General features: G+C 48.8%; 15 protein-coding genes. 6 read left to right on the top strand and 9 right to left on the bottom strand.

Annotation, left to right across the window (positions count from 1 at the left end; translation table 11 throughout):
• Position 1 precedes the first annotated feature (1 nt).
• Positions 2 to 1723, top strand: coding sequence for an FAD-dependent oxidoreductase (locus tag AWQ22_RS01890; RefSeq protein WP_065710004.1), 1722 nt, complete (start codon positions 2 to 4; stop codon positions 1721 to 1723).
• Positions 1724 to 1832: 109 nt separating this feature from the next.
• Here the strand turns inward: AWQ22_RS01890 and AWQ22_RS01885 are convergent, their stop codons facing one another.
• The 3 genes from AWQ22_RS01885 to AWQ22_RS01875 form a co-directional block, all read right to left on the bottom strand.
• Complete coding sequence (locus AWQ22_RS01885; RefSeq protein ID WP_065710003.1) at positions 1833 to 2624, bottom strand: DUF1828 domain-containing protein; 792 nt, start codon at positions 2622 to 2624, stop codon at positions 1833 to 1835.
• 3 nt (positions 2625 to 2627) lie between these two features.
• Entirely contained in the window at positions 2628 to 3092 is a 465-nt protein-coding gene (locus AWQ22_RS01880) for a DUF6978 family protein (protein ID WP_065710002.1), read from the bottom strand.
• Positions 3093 to 3217: 125 nt separating this feature from the next.
• Positions 3218 to 4747, bottom strand: a complete 1530-nt coding sequence (locus AWQ22_RS01875; protein WP_065710001.1) for a YifB family Mg chelatase-like AAA ATPase — start codon at positions 4745 to 4747, stop codon at positions 3218 to 3220.
• Between the two features lie 78 nt (positions 4748 to 4825).
• Between AWQ22_RS01875 and AWQ22_RS01870 the strand changes: the two genes are divergently transcribed.
• Entirely contained in the window at positions 4826 to 5347 is a 522-nt protein-coding gene (locus tag AWQ22_RS01870; RefSeq protein ID WP_030006138.1) for a TolB family protein, read from the top strand.
• Positions 5348 to 5388: 41 nt separating this feature from the next.
• On the opposite strand, the gene AWQ22_RS01865 is transcribed toward AWQ22_RS01870, so the two are convergent.
• The 5 genes from AWQ22_RS01865 to AWQ22_RS01845 form a co-directional block, all read right to left on the bottom strand.
• On the bottom strand, positions 5389 to 8877 hold the full coding sequence (locus AWQ22_RS01865; RefSeq protein ID WP_065710000.1) for a DNA methyltransferase: 3489 nt from the start codon (positions 8875 to 8877) through the stop codon (positions 5389 to 5391).
• A gap of 118 nt (positions 8878 to 8995) precedes the next feature.
• On the bottom strand, positions 8996 to 10192 hold the full coding sequence (locus tag AWQ22_RS01860; RefSeq protein ID WP_065709999.1) for a GNAT family N-acetyltransferase: 1197 nt from the start codon (positions 10190 to 10192) through the stop codon (positions 8996 to 8998).
• Positions 10193 to 10270: 78 nt separating this feature from the next.
• Positions 10271 to 10744 (bottom strand): phosphoribosyltransferase, encoded by a 474-nt coding sequence (locus tag AWQ22_RS01855; RefSeq protein WP_065709998.1) that lies wholly within the window; start codon positions 10742 to 10744, stop codon positions 10271 to 10273.
• 2 nt (positions 10745 to 10746) lie between these two features.
• Entirely contained in the window at positions 10747 to 11325 is a 579-nt protein-coding gene (locus tag AWQ22_RS01850) for a metal-binding protein (protein ID WP_065709997.1), read from the bottom strand.
• On the bottom strand, positions 11325 to 13475 hold the full coding sequence (locus tag AWQ22_RS01845) for an IMS domain-containing protein (protein WP_065709996.1): 2151 nt from the start codon (positions 13473 to 13475) through the stop codon (positions 11325 to 11327). The genes AWQ22_RS01850 and AWQ22_RS01845 overlap by 1 nt, the downstream gene beginning before the upstream one ends.
• A gap of 278 nt (positions 13476 to 13753) precedes the next feature.
• Here AWQ22_RS01845 and pdhA point away from each other — a divergent pair, with 278 nt between their 5' ends.
• The 4 genes from pdhA (at position 13754) to gcvH (ending at position 16985) form a co-directional block, all read left to right on the top strand.
• Complete coding sequence (gene pdhA, locus AWQ22_RS01840; protein WP_065711598.1) at positions 13754 to 14785, top strand: pyruvate dehydrogenase (acetyl-transferring) E1 component subunit alpha; 1032 nt, start codon at positions 13754 to 13756, stop codon at positions 14783 to 14785.
• 158 nt (positions 14786 to 14943) lie between these two features.
• Positions 14944 to 16269, top strand: a complete 1326-nt coding sequence (locus tag AWQ22_RS01835; RefSeq protein WP_065709995.1) for an aminopeptidase P N-terminal domain-containing protein — start codon at positions 14944 to 14946, stop codon at positions 16267 to 16269.
• 15 nt (positions 16270 to 16284) lie between these two features.
• A complete protein-coding gene (locus tag AWQ22_RS17235; protein ID WP_257784300.1) occupies positions 16285 to 16407 on the top strand; it encodes a hypothetical protein in 123 nt (40 codons plus the stop codon).
• Positions 16408 to 16586: 179 nt separating this feature from the next.
• Positions 16587 to 16985, top strand: coding sequence for a glycine cleavage system protein GcvH (gcvH, locus tag AWQ22_RS01830; protein WP_030006127.1), 399 nt, complete (start codon positions 16587 to 16589; stop codon positions 16983 to 16985).
• On the opposite strand, the gene AWQ22_RS01825 is transcribed toward gcvH, so the two are convergent.
• Positions 16964 to 17995 carry a DMT family transporter gene (locus AWQ22_RS01825; RefSeq protein ID WP_065709994.1) on the bottom strand — a complete coding sequence of 344 codons (1032 nt, stop codon included), beginning with the start codon at positions 17993 to 17995 and terminating at the stop codon, positions 16964 to 16966. The genes gcvH and AWQ22_RS01825 overlap by 22 nt on opposite strands.
• Positions 17996 to 18166 lie beyond the last annotated feature (171 nt).

The following is an 18166-nucleotide window of genomic DNA, read 5'->3' as shown; positions in this document are numbered from 1 at the left end:
AATGGAAAACTTACGGACGCAGGTCTTGGTGGTCGGGGGCGGCACCGGGGGGACAGCGGCGGCACTCCAATGTGCGCGACAAGGAATTAAAACAATTTTGGTGAGTGAGTTTCCCTGGTTGGGGGGGATGCTCACGGCGGCAGGGGTAGCGGCACCGGATGGCAATGAACTCAAGGCCTGGCAGACGGGACTTTGGGGCGCTTTTCTCCGGGAGCTACAACGGCGACATCAGCAAGCAGGCTTGGATCACAGTTGGGTGAGTATGTTCACTTTTGAGCCGCGAGTTGGGGCTGAGATTTTTGCAGATTGGGTTAAAGGAGAGCAGCAGTTAACCTGGATTGCGGGACAGATCCCCCTGGAAGTCAAAAGACAAGGCGATCGCCTTTGTGCGGTACGTTTCCCAGATTATTGGATTGAGGCGGACATGATCCTCGACGGGACAGAATTAGGGGATCTACTGGCCCTGGGGGAGGTGCCCCACCGTTGGGGTTGGGATTGGTCAGAGAAATTTAAGGAACCCAGCGCCCCTGCTGCTCCCAACGAAATGACACAAACCTACCCGGTGCAGTCGCCCACCTGGGTTTTTTATCTAAAGGAAAAAGGGGGGCAGCCACCGCCTAGCCATGGCGATTTTTCGGCGTTCCAAGGGGCTTGGGAAAAATATGGCCTGGAGCATTTTCTGAATTATGGGGGCTTGCCCAATGGCCACTACATGATGAACTGGCCCCTCGCTGGTAATGATTTTGGTTTGGGGGGCGATCGCCTTTTAGATCCCCAGCAACGCCTTAATTTTTATCGGGAAGCCCAGGTCCACAGTTTGGCGTTTGCGGATTACATTTCCCAAGTATCTGGCGGCCAATATGGCCTAGCGACGGGCGTTTTTCCCCATGACTTGTACGGCGGCAGTTTTGCCCTGATGCCCTATTTCCGGGAAAGTCGGCGTTTGATCGGGACAGAAACCCTTACGGAGCAGCAAATTTTACCCCAGGGTACTGTTGCACCTTTGCCGTTAAATTCAGCCGGAGAAGTCCAGGCGATCGCCGTGGGAAATTACGCCAATGACCACCATTATCCGGGCTTTGAGTTTCCCCTCACGCCAAAGTCGATCCCCTGGGGTGGCCGCTGGACAGGTACTCCCTTTACGATTCCCTACATGGCTCTGTGCTCAGCCACGGTGGAAAATTTGCTTGCCTGTGAAAAAAATATCGCCGTTTCCCACATCGCCAACGGGGCAACGCGCCTGCAACCCCTGGTACTCAATCTTGGTCAGGCAGCAGGCCAAGCAGCGGCCCTGGCAATTCAAAATCAGTGCGCCCCAAAAGAGATTGATGTCCGGCAACTCCAAGAAAAATTATTGACGGATAACGTCGCGCCCGCAGCAGTGATCCCTTTGTATAATTTGGCCTTTGACCATCCCGAATGGTTGAAATGGCAACGATTTTACCTCGATCATCCCGAACAATATCCTGAAAATGGTTTATGCGATCGCAGGCCGTTTGTCTCAGCACCCACACCCCAGGCAAAACTCTACAGCGGTGAAATTTTTTCCCAAGGTAATTGCCAATATGCGATCGCCTTACCTGATCAGTCGCAACCAATTCAGGTGGTAACCCTCGATCCCCAGATGCACCAATGGCTGGGAAATTTGCAGACTCCCCAAAAAATTCAGGCGATCGGCAGAATTAACAAGGCCGCCCCTTGGTTTGTCCTTGAGGGAATTTAAATAAAACCTACTACTACATCCAGTTAAGGATGCGATATTGGATAACCTCGATGATATAAAGTTTGAATTAGCCACCAGCTTTGTTATGGGATCGCTTGTTCTCTTATTTTTATGTGATCCCAGCAAGAGTGTTTTTGATGTCATTTCTATTAGAAAAGTTTTTGACAATAGAATCAGCATCTTTAAGTAACTTTTTTTGCTTAGATGTCCAAACCGGATAACGATCATCTAGCAGAGAGATAAACTGTAAATGACCTGACTTATCATTTTCTTTGAGTTCCCTTAAATCCCCCCAAGTTGTATAAATACGATTTATAATATTTCTGGTGTTATTTTTTTTCTCAGTGCTAAGCAAGCATAAATAACTTGTTTTATTTGGATGATTGATGCAGAAATCTAACTTCCAATTTTGACCTGACGTCCCTTGAATTTTTTTGTTTTTTTCATATTGAAAATCGTGTAAATCCAAGAACATTTCCACCGAATTAAGTGCGTCGTTACGAACCCTATCCAATTGGACAAACCACAAACTAGCTACTCTTATAATTGCTTGGCTTAGATCAAATACTGCTTCAGATATATTCCTCTGTTCATTTCCTTTTCCCATATCTATAAAGAATTCTCCCCCTCTGTACTCAATCCTGTAGGTAAGACAAATATCTTTAATTTGATCATTTTGTTTTTGTGATCTTCCTTGAGAAAGGATTTGTGCGCTCAGCCATTCATGTGTTCCACCTAAATCAGTCAGTACTGCAAAAAGTGGATCTTTACTTTTGTAATACAAATCAATGATATCTCCGTCAGGATAAATAAAAGGGGTTTCTATCCGGACATATTCACCATGAGGATCGCATTCAAACAAATTTTCAAGATTATCTAAAATATGCTTGCAAATATTCATATTTCAAAACAGCTCTCCCTGTAAACCAGTTGATAATCCAATCATATTTCCAGCGTGCTTAGTATTTGATTCCAAACAAAATTGTCGCCATACTCCTTCTGGATTAGTCACTGGCTCTGTAATATCATCTGGTGCATAAGCCCACTTATCTCGGTATTGTTCAGTCCAGCGATGCTTATGCACTCTTCCTATTTTCTGTCTTCTGTCAGGATTACGATGTGTTTGTCCCATATCCAACCGATAAATACTGCCATATGGTGGCAATATCATTGAATAAGTCAGTGTTTCTCTCTTTTGATTAAAAGTGCCTTTGATGAATAAGTTATTTTCAATAGATGAATCAATACCTACTTGAAAAATCAAAGAACCTTGGTGTTCTAGATCTTTTTCCCAATGAATGTCACCATAAATTTCTTTTGTTTTATCAAGAAGTAATAAATCAAACTGGCTTTGAGACAAGATTAACATCGCTGATGGACAAAGTTAAAAATTTAATGATTTTGTAAACTCGTTAATTCAATCACTTAGTTTTGTTATCTGTTGTAGTATACATTTAGTCTATTGCAGCTTTTAAGACAATTTTAAAACTCTCTTTACTGCATTCGGTCAATGGTGCGGTATTGAATCGCTTCAGCAATGTGGACTGTTTGGATGGTGGGAGCGGCGGCTAAATCGGCAATTGTCCGGGATACCTTCAGTATCCGATCCATGGCCCGGGCCGATAATCCCAACTTGCGGATTGCCCCTTCGAGTAAGTTACGACTGCCTTGGTCAAGGCCACAATGTTGCCGCAAATCCTTGGTGGTCATCTCCGCGTTACAGTGCACTTGAGGGTGATCCTGAAATCGCACTTGGGCAATCTGTCGCGCCTGGTTAACCCGTTCTGCGACGGTGTGAGAATCTTCCCCGACACCCTGTTGCATCATTTCCTCTGGCTTCAAGCGATTGACCGCTACCTGGAGATCAATACGATCCATCAACGGCCCAGAAAGTTTCGCCCAGTACTGTTCACGAGCGCGGGGACTGCAAGTGCAAGCTTGGATCGGGTCACCAAAATAACCACAAGGGCAGGGATTTGTACTGGCAACGAGGGTAAATTGGGCGGGAAATTCCACTGACTGGCGGGTGCGGGAAATGGTCACAAAACCATCTTCTAGGGGTTGCCGTAAAAACTCCAAAACAGTACGTTTGAACTCTGTTAATTCGTCGAGAAACAATACCCCCCGGTGAGCCAAAGAAATTTCTCCAGGGCGCGGAAAACTACCACCACCGACGAGGGAAGGGCCAGAGGCGGAGTGGTGGGGACTACGGAAGGGGCGTGCTGTTACCAATGTGCCACGATCTTTGAGTAAACCAGCGACGGAATGAATTTGTGACACTTCTAGGGCTTCATCGAAGGACAGTTTCGGCAAGATGCCCGGTAATCTTCGGGCTAGCATCGTTTTTCCGCTACCGGGTGGCCCCACAAAAACGAGATTATGGCCCCCAGCGGCGGCGATTTCGAGGGCGCGACGGGCATGGGTCTGGCCTTTGACGTCTTTGAGATCGGGGACGAGGTGGGCGGCTTTGGCGATCGCCTCTCGGATATCGATTTTTACAGCTTGGTGCCCATGGGGTGCCCCCAACAGATCCGCCACTTCCTTTAAATTTCCACAGCCATAAACTGTTAGACCCGCTACGACTGCTGCTTCCTGGGCGTTAGCAGTGGGAACGACCATCCCCTTAAACCCTAATTTTTGGGCGGCGGCGGCGATCGGTAAAACCCCTGCCACAGGCCGGAGAGTGCCATCGAGGGACACTTCCCCCAAAAATAAAAAATCTTCCAGGAGCGTTGTTTCAATTTGTTCCGTCGCTGCCAAAATGCCCACACTAATGGGAAGATCAAAACTAGGGCCTTCCTTGCGGAGATCGGCGGGGGTGAGATTGACTAAAATTTTGCGCACAGGGAAGCCGAAGCCAGAATTTTTGAGGGCGGCCTTGACCCGTTCCCGGGATTCTTGTACTGCTGTATCCGGCAGTCCGACCACCATCATTTTCGGTAAGCCGCCGGAAATATCCACTTCCACTCCGACCCTGAGGGCATCGACCCCGACAATGGTGGCACTCCAAATTTTTGCTAGCATGGCTCTGTTTTAGTGTGCTGTTAGGACAATATTATAGAAAAATTGGCGATCGCCCGCCCTTTGATTTCCCTTTGACCTATGCGCTATGTTCCTTTTCTACGCAGTTTGTTTCTCGGTAGCCTTGGTTTGCTGCTCCAGAGCTGCGTTGGTTATCCGCGCATTGTTAATTTTCCCGTTGATCCCGGTGGCCGCAGTTTAAATAGTCGAGCCCTCGAATTTGACCCGGCGATCGCCGAACCTTACCTCGTTTTCGCCTCAGACCGCAACGGCTCCCAGGATATCTATTTGTTCGATACCAGTACCAGACAAACAATCCTGTTACCGGGTTTAAATGCCCTGAATGAAATTGCCTCCCATCCTGCCGTTTCTGAAGATGGTCGCTACATTGTCTTTGCCGTCAATCGTCGCGGCGAATCTGACATTTATCTCTATGATCGCGAGTTTGAACAAAAGCGGAATCTAACCGACAACTTAAACCAAGAAGTGCGTAATCCAACCATTAGTGCTGATGGGTCTAAAATTGCCTTTGAAGCCGCTGAAAATGGCCAGTGGGATATCCTCGTTTATGATCGCAATGGCCGTCAATTAGATGTCGAATAATATCTCCTGACCTTCTTAGCTAATGCAGCACCAACTGATCACTAGAGGGTAGCGTAGTAGCACTTGGTTTCGGTTTCGGTGTGACTCAAAATGACGCCGAGGTCTTCGAGGATTTCTAGGCAGTTTTGAATCGTTTCTAATTTTTTTGCGCTTGTGCCTTTGAACTGGGCGGCAATTTGGGTAATTGTCCATTCGCCGCCTTGGGTACGCAATAAATCTCGGATCGCGGCGAGTTGGTCTTTGAGTTTTGTCGGGAATTTTTGTTGTTCAGGAGGGGCAATAACGGCTTCTTTTGTTTCTTCTTCTACGCCAATACCTTCTATGACTTTCTGGGTGACGACTTGATCGGGGGCTTGGTATTCGGGACGGAGCCAACGGACAAAGCCGTTTCTTTCTTCTTCGGCTCGTTCTGCGTTGAGATCGACTAATCTTTGCAAGATGCTTTGTTCGAGTTGTTCTTTGGTTTCGGTGTTGTTGGGGTCGGTTTGGGTTTGTTGCCACAGGGGGATCAGGTCGTCCCAACCGTAGGCACGGAATACGGCTTGATCGAGGTCGTCGTGGATTTGTTTGAGGGTGGTGATCAGGGCTTTGTTATTAAATTCTCTGTCGCCATCGGTGAAGGGTTCGCCACTCCGCATTTTTTCGAGGCAGTTATACATGGCGGTAATGGTGATTTCGGGATGGGCGGCTTGGACTTGTTTGCGGTGGCTGTCTAATCGCTCGCCTAATTCTCGTATTTCTTGTTTCAGTTCTTCCGATGGATCTGGAAATGGAAAAGTATAAAAACACCGAGCATGATTATATACAGGGTCATTCCCCGCTCCCATCCATCCACCAGCTTTAATTGACCAATTTATATGTAATTGACTTGATAAAATCCCTAACCAATAGGCATCATCAAGAAAAATCATGACTACTCCACTTTCAGCCATAATTGACGATTCTAAAAACTGAAAAACTCGATGTTTAGAAGTTCGTGTTGTGGCAATATATCTCGAAATTTCTTTGATTCCAAATCTAATACTAGAATTCGCTCTTCTATATTTCCACCATTCTCTTCTTAGCTTGGGGTCATTATTTGTCTCTCTTTCCGGCTTAACACTTTCTAAAAGCCATTGATAGATCTTAGGACATTTAACAGGCAATTCTTCTGCTGTTAGATGATTAACATCAATTGCATATCTAGTTTCTGGATTTTGTGCCAAGTCTCTTCCTGTGCTGAAAGGATAAATAAACTCCGATTCTAATTGTTTTACAATATCTAAAAGTTGCCCCTTTAAAACAAAGCCGGAACCACCAACAACAAAACCTTGCGATGCCAAATCCTGATTGCTCAATAAAGATTGTGATTGCGTGACATCATATCCAGATTGGAGATTGCTAAAAATGTCTTTGGTATTTTTGTAGGTAAATCTTAAGCTATAAGCTGTGTCTTCTGGAGTATCACCCTTAATTTCTTGTGTTAAGTTTGTAAGTTGAGAAAATTGTAATTTATTAGTTTTCTTTTCTGCACCTGTCATTGAAATTCTTACGGCGGCTTCCCCATCTGCCCACGGGTGATCTGGGATAGCAAAAAATAGTCTAATTCTTGTCTTTTGATTGAAATGAAAATCTACAACAGAACGTAATCGAGACTGTCGAATACTATTTGTTGTGATAAATCCAAATCTTGCAGTTTTATCTTTTCTAATTAAGTCTGCAGCTTTATGCCACCAATACATTACAAAATCAACAGTATCAGGCACATCTTTATACACTTTCCGCAGCGTTTCTGCGTAGCCATCTCCCAAATATTCCCGCATTCTGGCATTACCCAAAAAGGGCGGATTTGAAACAATATAATCAGCCTGTTGCCATTGCGCTTCCCTTGGGTTGATATATTCCAAAATTTCAACTTGATCACTCGGATCCGGCACATCCTCCCCCGTTACCGGATGCTTCATTGTGCGCCCACCCCAGCGCGTCCGCACCTTACCCGTTTTCGGATCGATCGCCGGTTTCGTCCCGTCATAATCCAGCACCGCATCCCGATTCTCAATATTTTTATATTCCCGTAACACAGGCTCCACCGGCGGCAAACTCCCAAACAACCGAAAATGCCATTGCAGATAACCAATCCAGATCACCAAATCCGCAATCTCCGCCGCCCTGGGGTTAATCTCGATCCCCAAAAACTGCGACGGATTAATCTGATCAAAATCTAGCCGTAACTGAGAAGCCCCCATCACCGTCCCCAGACGATTCAACACCTCCAGTTCTAGCGTTTTCATCAAATCCATCGTCACATAGAGAAAATTCCCCGACCCACAAGCCGGATCCAGCACCCGAATCTGCCGCAACTCCCCCAGAAATTCCGTCAGCTTATCCGCCGCCGCATTCCGTTTTTTCGTCTTCGCTGATGCCGAGTTAGCCTCCTCCTCCTCCTCCAAGAGCGTTTCCACCTCCCCTTGGATCAGTTGCCACTTTTCTTGTAAAGGCTCAATAATCACCGGACGCACCAACCGTTCCACATAAGCCCTCGGCGTATAATGCGCCCCCAACTTACTCCGCTCCTTCTTCTCCAAAGCTCTTTCGAGTAATGTCCCAAAGATCGCAGGCTCCACATTTTTCCAATCCCGTTCTGCCGCCGTGAGGAGAATTTTCAGCTGGTCTGTCGTGAGGGCGATCGCCTGCGGTTTCGCAAACAGCCCCCCATTAAACCGCAGCAACTGCCCATGAAACCCAAAACTTGTCCCATCATTCATCGCCTGCCATAACGCTTCAACCTGAGGCTTAAAATCCTTTGGTTTCGGAATCCAACGCTCCCTAAGAGCCTCCGTAAATAGCTGCTCCTTAAGTAAACCCACATCCTCCGCAAACATCGTAAAAATACACCGCATCAGGAATTGCGCTACTTCTTGAGGCTTGGTGGTTTGTTCCAACGTTTTCGCCAACTCCGCCAAATCCGCCGCCACTTCCCGCGTCACCTGCGCCGCGATCTTTTCCGGGTTTAACGCCTGTGGATTCGTAAAAATTTTGTAGAAAAAATCCCGAACTTCCGGCTTTTCCAGATCCGTAAACGGAATTTTCGGCACACTGTCATAGGTTCCGTAATTCCCATTCGCACTCAGCCACGACTCACTAAAATCCTGCCAAACCCGAAAATGATCCCCGATATCACAGGTAATCAAAAACGGCGGCTTCGGCTCTACAAACCGCGCATACTTCAGCGCCTGCCCAAACGCCTTTTTCATCTCCTTCCGGTAGGCAGCCGTCCCCCGTTTCCCGTGCCCCTTATTGCTGCTGTTGCTACCCTGCTTCGTCTCGAAGACAAAACAACCCTCTTTGTAGAAATCAATAAAATTTGTCGTTGCCGCCCCACTCGGCGCAATGATTTTCACATCCCGATCAAAACAATAACTATTATTCCCGCTTCCCTTCGGTGGCGACTTTTTTACCCCCAGAAATTCACAAAAATCATTCAAAAAGCTCTGGTAATTGGCTCGCTCATTTCCTTCTGAGTTCTGCCATTTCTGAATAAAATCCGTCATACCTTATACACATATTGAGGCGATCGCCCCTTAATTTTACTCCATACACTAAGAGAATCCTCTCTACCTGTGGCATCTCCCCCAAGGGAGGATGGTCGGTGGGCGATCGCGCTTTTGGCTAGTGAAGCTCGGAAATTTTCAATTGAACTTCCTGCCGTTTAAAGGGAATATCCGCATTGATCGCTTCAATTTCCTGTTGCTCCATGGCATTAATTTCATCAATATAAGCGTCTAAAACTTGGCCCATGCGGGGTTGATAAAAACGGTGGAGGCTATAGTTTGGGGTTGCCGGGAAACCTCGTCGTCGCTTATGTTTTCCGCCAGCGCCCGGATCGTACATCGTAATTCCCTGCTCGATTGCCCATTGGATCGGTTTGTAATAGCAGGCTTCGAAATGGAGACAGTCATACTCATCAAAGGCGCCCCAATAGCGGCCATAAAGATAATCATCTTTGCGGATACAAAAAGATAAACCGACGGGATGTTTATCATCTTCTGGTGTGTAGGCGGCGGCCAGAACAACGCGATGGCGATAGGTGGATTCTAGGGTTTCAAAAAAGGGTTTACGGAGATATTTACTGCCCCAAAAAAATTTGTCGCAGGTGCTGCTATAGAAACGATAAATGAGTGGGAAGTAATGGGCGGGAATTTCGTCCCCGGTCATCATCTTGAGGGATAAACCTGCTTTGTCAACGGCTTTGCGTTCGCGCTTAATATTTTTGCGTTGGTTGGAGGTAAAAGCACCGAGATAGTCGTCGAAGTTGTCGAAATTCTGGTTACTCCAGATGTAGCCATGGTGGAGCCAAGCCCGGAAGCCGAGTTGTTCCATGGTTTTTTGCCAGGTGGGATCGACAAACAGAAAATTACAACCAGACAGTTGTTGGCGATCGCAAAATTGATCAATGGCAGCGACCATGACCTGGGAGAGGGTCAATTCATTTTCGCCGGGGGCAATGAGAAAGCGGTAGCCCACGGCTGGCGTAAAGGGGGTCATCCCCACGAGTTTTGGGTAATATTCGTGGCCCAGGCGGTAGGACAGATCGGCCCATTGGTGGTCAAAGACAAATTCGCCGTAGCTGTGGCCTTTGATGTAGAGGGGGGCCATGGCAATAAATTCTCCATCCCGCTGCACCGAGAGATGGCAGGGTTGCCAGCCTGTCCGGGGGCCGACACTGCCAGACAGTTCAATATTGTGGAGCCAATCCCATTCTAAAAAAGGGGTTTTCAATGGCGCGGCGATCGCATCCCAGGCAGCTTTGGGGATTTCCGCGATTTCACTGTGCCAAGTAACGGTAATTTGCGACGGGGCAACCATTGATTTGGGCAAAATTTAAGAATTTTTTATACCTTAATGGATCTCGCTTGATTTTGCATGGCTCTCCCTGGGCATGGCTCACCATTTTTCGTAATGCTCAAAGGGCTGCTGAATCCAAGGATTATCGGGCAAATGCTGGACAAAGTAATTGGGCTGAAATTGGGAATGGCCTTTGTACCAGAGGACGGCGGTACGAATTTCTGTAATCTGGGGGGCTTGGGTTTGGAGCCAGGTCTGGGTTTGCTGGAGACTCCGCCCCGAATCAACTAAATCGTCTACCAGTAAAAGGCGATCGCCGAGGGGGCCAAAATTTGTGAAATGTTCTGCAAACAAGAGTTTTCCCTGTTCGCGGTTGCCGATGCCGCCGTAGCTAGCCACATTGAAGATTGCCAAGGGTTGATCGAAAATGCGCGCCAAAATGTCACCAATCCTTAAGCCACCTTTCGCCAAACAGAGAATTTGATTAAATTCCCACTGGGATCTTTGAATTGTGACGGCTAATTGTTCAATTAAAGCGTGATATTCAGTCCAACTGATCTTGAGGTCTGCCATGGTTATCTTCGGGAAGAACGGGGAGATTTACGGCGTTTTTTGCGCTTTTTTCGGGAAAAGAAAGAAAACAAGCCTTTTTTTTGGGAACGCTTAACCATGGAACCAAGCCAGTCGCTAACGGAATGACTCATCGCCCCGATTTCTAGCCCCACAAAGAGCGCCAAACTTTCCGCCCAATAATGTTGTTGCCACTGTTGCTGGATATTGAGAAAGACAGTGCGCCAGTTCCAGGGAAAATCAAGAATTAATTGGGCGATCGCCACGCCAACCATTGTGACCAACAGCAGAATTGTCCCTAAATAAAGGAGACGAACAATTGTGCCAATTAAAAACCCGTGGGAAAGGGCTGAACGATGGCGGAGATTTTTTTGATAGGGGAGCCAAATCCAGCGGAAGATCCCCCAACGCTTAAACTGCACGGAATGAATATCCAAGTCCGGGCCAAACATTAAGCCGCTAAACAGATAGGCCAAGCTTAAAATGAGGGCCAATTCCCACCGCCGCAGTAGGAAAAAACCAAGGCCCACCACCACAGGCAGCCCCCAGAAGGTGATCTGATCGTGGGTACGTCCAGAAGGCATTACAGGGTTTGGGAAGAACGAATCAACCAGCGATCGCCTTGGCGCACCAAGCTATAGCGGACACGCAGGTCAGAATCATAGGACTGGCCGGGATCACGTTCCCCATTCGCCCGGTAATAATCTGCCTTTTCCTGCACCTGGGCCTCCACGGTCGCTACATTGGGTTGGTCTGGGTTGAAGCTCACCGTTTCAATGGTCAAACTGTGGTCATAGGTGCGGTAGGTACCAGCGCTGCGGACGGCCTGGGCACTACTGCGCCAGCGGGACAGGGACGGTTCTGCCAAAATATTTTCTAGGGCCGCCAAATCACGGTCTTGGCCAAAGGCTCTAGCTTTACTCTTAAACCAAGTTTGGATCACCTCAGCGGCGATCGCCTCATTGAGCGCAGGCGTTGTCGTCGTTGTATCGGTTGTCCCATTCTCCGGATTATTTGCCTCGGCGGTGTCTAAGCTGGGGATCGTTAGGGGTGGCTCACCGTTGAGGGTGACCTGTAAGGGTTCCTGGGTAGTTAGGCCAGACAAAATTCGCACCAGGCCCACGACCAGCAAAACACTCCCCACAATAGCGGCGATCGCCCCCCAAGGCCCGATAGACTTTTTTGACGAAATTGATTTTGACGAAGCGGAAGACGCTTCCGGGTCTGGGTTTAATGCCGCAGTTACAGGTGCTACACCAGGAGAAGGCGGTGCCGGGGGAACTGTAGCGGGAGTTTGAGTGACGAGATCCTCAAAGGAATCAACCTTGGCGGGACGACTAGGGTGCGGCGAAACACCGGTTTCTGACTGTAATGTTTCCGGTGGCTTTTCCGACGGGGCCGCTGTACTTTCTGTGTCTGAAGGAGGTGTGGGTGTGGGGACAGCCTCCGTGAGGAGATCGTCAAGATATTGCTGCACTTCAGGATCGGCGAAGTAAGCCGTCAACGAAACAGAGCCATCTTCACGCCGTTGCCGGAGATCGCGGAAATGGGAAAAAACCTCTGTCTTCAGCCACTGTTCCCCGTAGAGACATAGGCCTGGGAGTAGATCCGGTGCCCCCTCAGACTGCTCTTGAATGTAGGCGATCGCTTCCTGTTCCTGGCTTTGTTCTAGCAGTTGATTAGCTTCCGTTGGCTGACCTAAAAGTAAGGCGCAGATTGATTGCTCCAAGAAAACATCCTGGCGTTTGCCGAGGCGTTTTAATAGGGTCTGGGCTTGCACGACCAGGTCAGGTTTCCGTTGCGAAAACCCAGCAGCCAAGAGAGCATACACCGCTAGGTAGGCCGCTGCCGCCGAAGGTCGCTTTGATTCTGCCACAAAGAGATCCAACTGTTCTTGCACCGTTAGATAACTGCGTAACTGCTGGATAAAGCGCAAAAAATCATCAATACTTAGACCCGACTGATCGTCCCCCTGGCCATCAATCCCCACGCGAGCACTCAACATTTCCTGGAGCAGTTGTAAGCCCCGTTGTCGCTCTTGGGTTTCTGATTCGGGTAGGGCCAGAAGTTCTAGAACTTGATAGGGTCTGAGGCGATTGAGATCCCCTTGAATTTCCCGTTGGAGGTCTGCAAATTGTGCCACATCTACCAGTAGCTCTTGACTCTTCTGACCGGAGAGAGCCGCTTGTTCATAATGTTGTTGGAGCCACTGTTCCCGGCTCAATTCCCAATGGGCTAGGGCCAAACAGAGCCGCAGTTCTTGCTCGACGATTTCGACGGCCCCAAATTTCCCTTCCTTGACCAACTTGCCTTTGCCCTTGAGATAGGGGGCAGCCCACTTCAGCACTAATTCGTACTCCCCCAAGTCGAGGAGTAATAGCAGTCCCCCCGGTAAATCTTTTTCCGCGATGTCAATGGTTGGTTGGTGGGCCGTCAGGGCTTCTAACTCTGTGTCACTGGAGGGGCGATCGGGAAAAGGCAGTTTCGGACGGCTGGGGACGAGGGAACGAAACATATTGCCCGACAGCTCATGGTCGTAGACGGCGCGGGTTTCTGTTTGGGATAACACCTCAAAGGCTTGCTCGATAATCCGGTTGCGGGCCTCAATGGCCAAGGCATTATGTTCGCGACGGGGAAATTGGGAAAGGCGATCGCGATAGGCTTGGGTAATTTGGGCAGTGGTTGCCTTGGCGGGGACGCATAGGATGCGGTAATAGTCGAGCGGAATGCGCACAGTTTACTTTCCTATCAGCAAAAGTCAGGTCAATTAAGGTTATATTAACCAAAGAATTTTAAACACCATAGGTTGCACGCTGTAGCGTTACCGAGCCCCGCAATCCTTAGAACATAGACCTCAGACCCTCTGGTTTGTTGATTGCTAAGCGATTGAACCGATGATGCTTTGCTTCTATGGAAGTCAATTTGATTCTAAACTGTTACTGCAGATTTCACACAGCCCTCGCGCCGCGTGATCGACTCATAAGACTAACCGAAAAATCCTGAATGTTAATGATGCATAAAGAACGGACAGCCCCAGAATTTGATAGTTCTTCGGTAGAGATCACCAAAGAAGAAGCCCTCATGCTCTACGAAGATATGACCTTAGGACGCTTGTTCGAGGATAAGTGTGCTGAGATGTATTACCGTGGCAAAATGTTTGGCTTTGTTCACCTCTACAACGGTCAGGAAGCGGTTTCCACTGGGGTGATTCGCTCAATGCGGCAGGGGGAAGATTTTGTTTGTAGTACCTACCGTGACCACGTGCACGCCCTCAGCGCTGGGGTTCCCGCACGGGAAGTAATGGCGGAACTTTTTGGGAAAGAGACAGGCTGCAGCAAGGGTCGGGGCGGCTCAATGCACATGTTTTCCAAGGAACATGGTCTCCTGGGGGGCTATGCGTTTATCGGGGAAGGCATTCCGGTGGCGGCAGGTGCGGCTCTCCAAAGTAAATACCGCCAGGAAGTGATGGGCAATAAAAATGCTGATAATGTGACGGCTTGTTTCTTCGGGGATGGAACGTCCAATAATGGTCAGTTTTTTGAAACTTTGAATATGGCGGCCCTCTGGAAATTGCCGATTTTATTTGTCGTAGAGAACAATAAGTGGGCGATTGGTATGGCCCATGAACGGGCAACGTCCCAGCCGGAGATTTATAAGAAAGCAAGTGTGTTTGGGATGCCCGGCTATGAAGTGGACGGGATGGATGTGTTGGCAATGCGGGATGTGGCCCAAAAAGCCGTGGCCAGAGCCAGAGCCGGAGAAGGGCCAACTTTGATCGAAGCACTAACCTACCGCTTCCGGGGTCACTCCCTCGCCGATCCCGACGAATTGCGGTCTGCTGAAGAAAAAGAATTCTGGGCCCAGCGGGATCCGCTTAAACGCTTTGAAAAATTTGTCACCAATCGGGGCTTGGCCACCGCCGAGGAACTGAAGGCGATTGAGAAGAAAATTCAAGAAGTTGTAAATGAGTCTGTGACCTTCGCTGAAAGTAGTCCCGAGCCGAATCCGGCAGATCTGCGCAAATACATTTTTGCCGAAAGCTAGAACAGATCTTTAGAGATCTAAAAAAAAAGGTTGGCGATCGCCTTTTGGGTGAAGTCGCCAACCTTTTTTTATGGGTCAATTTCCGGGGCTAAATTCGGGGACAGAAAAGTTTGCTACCATTTTATTCACTTAAAACAAGCGCAAATCAATAAAAATCAATGGGCATTACACCGCAGGAATATCAACAGCGTCGCCAAGCATTCATGGCCGAAATTGGTCAGGGAACCGCCATCCTACGCAGTGCGCCCCATGCGGTGATGCATAACGATGTGGAATATAATTTTCGCCAAGATAGCGATTTTTATTATTTAACGGGTTTCAATGAGCCCAATGCGGTGGCTGTGTTCGCTCCCCACCACCCAGAACATCAATTTATTCTGTTTGTGCAACCAAAGGATTTGGCCCAGGAAATTTGGGTCGGCTACCGGGCCGGAGTCGAAGGGGCCAAGGAAAAATTTGGCGCGGATATCACCTACTCAATTCAAGAATTAGACGAAAAACTGCCGGAATATCTCAAGGGCGGCGATCGCCTTTTTTATCACCTGGGCCGGGACGAAAAATTCAACCAAACGATTCTGCAACACTACCAACGTCTCCTGGCAACCCGCTCGAAGCGCGGTACAGGCCCCACTGCCCTTGAAGATCCGGGGCAAATTTTACATCAGATGCGCATGGTCAAAAGCCCAGCGGAACTAGACCTAATGCGTCGGGCCACAGCCATTTCTGCCAAAGCCCACCTCTGGGCACTGGAATATGCGAGACCTGGACTCTACGAATACCAAGTCCAAGCCGAGATCGAACACCTGTTCCGCCTCGAAGGGGCTGCCGGCTTTGCCTATCCTTCCATTGTTGCCGGGGGGGCCAATGCTTGTATCTTGCACTACGTTGAAAATAGTGCCCAACTCCAGGACAACGAATTACTCCTGATCGATGCAGGGGCTTGCTATGACTACTACAACGGCGACATTACCCGCACCTTCCCCATTGGTGGCCGATTTACCCCGCAACAAAAAACCCTCTACGAAATTGTCCTCGAAGCACAAAAACAAGCCATTGCAGCCGTCCAACCCGGACATTCCTACCAAAGCTCCCATGCCGCTGCCGTGCGGGTCATCACCCAGGGGTTATTGGATTTGGGATTACTCCGGGGCGATCTCGAAGAATTGATCGAAGGGGAGAAATATAAGCCTTTCTTTATGCACGGCACGGGCCACTGGTTAGGGTTAGATGTCCATGACGCAGGGATCTACAAAATCGGCCCGGAAAAGGATGCTTGGACGAATTTTGCGGCGGGCAATATTGTCACCGTTGAACCGGGGATTTACATTTCCCCCTACATTGAACCGGCCGAAGGTCAGCCAGAAATTCCCGACCACTGGAAAGGTATTGGCATTCGCATCGAGGACGATGTGCTGGTTACAGAAACGGGCCATGAGGTTTTGACGGCGGCTGTCCCCAAGGAAATTAAAGATCTAGAGCACTAGGGAATCATTTTCGAGATGCAGCGTGATTTACTCGGCTTTGGGCTATTTTTTCTGAGTCTAACGGTCTATCTATTTTGGTCGGCGAAAACGGAAATGGGCACTAAAATCGGTCAGAAAATAAAAGGCGATCGCCGCTAATGGGCCTTGAGGCGTTGCGGCCATTGTGGCCATGGCTCAGAAATCGTAACAAATTTCTGGTTAAGCCTTGATCTTGCCAAAATTCCAGAATAAAGTAGCCCAAGGGTTGTACAGACTTGACACATCCATGGCGATTTTCTGTCTGTGCCCTGCAACCTTCCAGCCTAGAGAAATTGACTATGGAACTCGAATATCCAGATGACCTCCGCTATTTAGATAGCCACGAATATATTCGCCTCGATGGGGAAATTGCCACCATTGGCTTGAGTGCCCATGCCATCGATGAATTGGGGGATATTGTGTTCCTAGAGTTACCAGAGGAAGGGGATGCAATTGTTGTGGGCGAAACCTTTGGCAGCATTGAATCAGTCAAAGCCGTCGAGGATCTTTACGCGCCGATTTCCGGCACTGTCATTGACCGTAATGAGACGTTGATCCAATCCCCAGAGATGGTTTCCGAAGACCCCTACGAAGAGGGCTGGTTTATCAAAGTGCGGGTCGATAACCTCGACGATGAAATGCTCGCCGAAACGATGACCGCCGAAGAATACCGGCTTCAGGTGGCAGGCGAAGAATAGGATTGGGTGGCAGCTTGGGTTTGGAGCTTTTGGGTCTGGGCCGATTTCGCCAGATAAATTCCCCCAAGCACCCCGCAAAAGGCGATCGCATTGGTCGGCGTTAACGTCTCACCCAAGAGACCCCAGGCAAACACCGCCGTAATGATTGGCTCCAAAAGGAGAAAAATTGCCACAAAGCCAGACGAAAAGGTTTTGAGACTATAGACCACTAGCCCCTGGCCAAAACACTGACACAAAATAGCTAAACCAATGGCGGCTCCCCATACCGGTAGCGATTGAGGAAACAGATGGTCTTCGGTGAGCCACACAAAAGGCAACAGTAACAGACAACCGAAACCGCAGCGCCAGAGCAAAATTTGACTGGCCCCCAGGCGATCGCGCAGATTTTCCACCAAGAGCAAATTCACGCCATAACAAAGAGCTGACAGTAGGGCCAGCAGATCCCCGGTCAAATGCTGCCAGGCCAACTGGAAATCCGTCACCCCAATGGCGATCGCCCCCCCCATAGCGACCACCAGACCCCAGAGAAAGCGTCGGTCAAAACTTTGGCGTAACCATAACCAAGCCCCCAGGGTTGTGAACAGTGGCGTCAAATTGCGTAAAACCGTCGAATTCGCCACACTCGTCTCGGCGAGGGAGAGCGCCCACAGCACCACAGAGCTCGAAGAAACCGCCCCCACCAAAAGCAACAAAGCATAATCTTTGCCGGTAATCCGTGGGGCGATCGCCGTAACATTGCGATCATCTGCCCTGGGTTTCAACAGCTCCCACAAGCCCAAAACCACCGTCGCCAACCACAACCGATTAAAAACCGTGGCCCCGGCCCCTAGCTCCGTACTACACCAACGGATAAAAATCGCCGCAAACGACACCGCCAGCAACGCCAAAATGAGCAAAAATAAAGTCCACTGTAAGGGCGACTGGGTTGATGAATCAGGGGAAACTGGGTCATGGGGAGCCGCCGCATTGGTGGCCAGAGAGTCTTGGGGAACAGGGGAAGGAGAGATCACAGCAAAATCACGTTGAAAATCTAAAAAATTGAATTAAATATTTAACCTTAACCAATTAACCTTAACCAAATCTACAGTAGAAAACGATCAGTCCTCCCTTTGTCTGGGAAACGCAGCCAATCATCGGCATTCCCCTCGCCCAGCGAAAAGCAGCGATTCGCCCTAAGAAAA

Source organism: Picosynechococcus sp. PCC 7117, assembly GCF_001693275.1.
Taxonomy (GTDB): Bacteria; Cyanobacteriota; Cyanobacteriia; order Cyanobacteriales; family MRBY01; genus MRBY01.
This window is presented reverse-complemented; position numbering and strand designations above follow the sequence as displayed.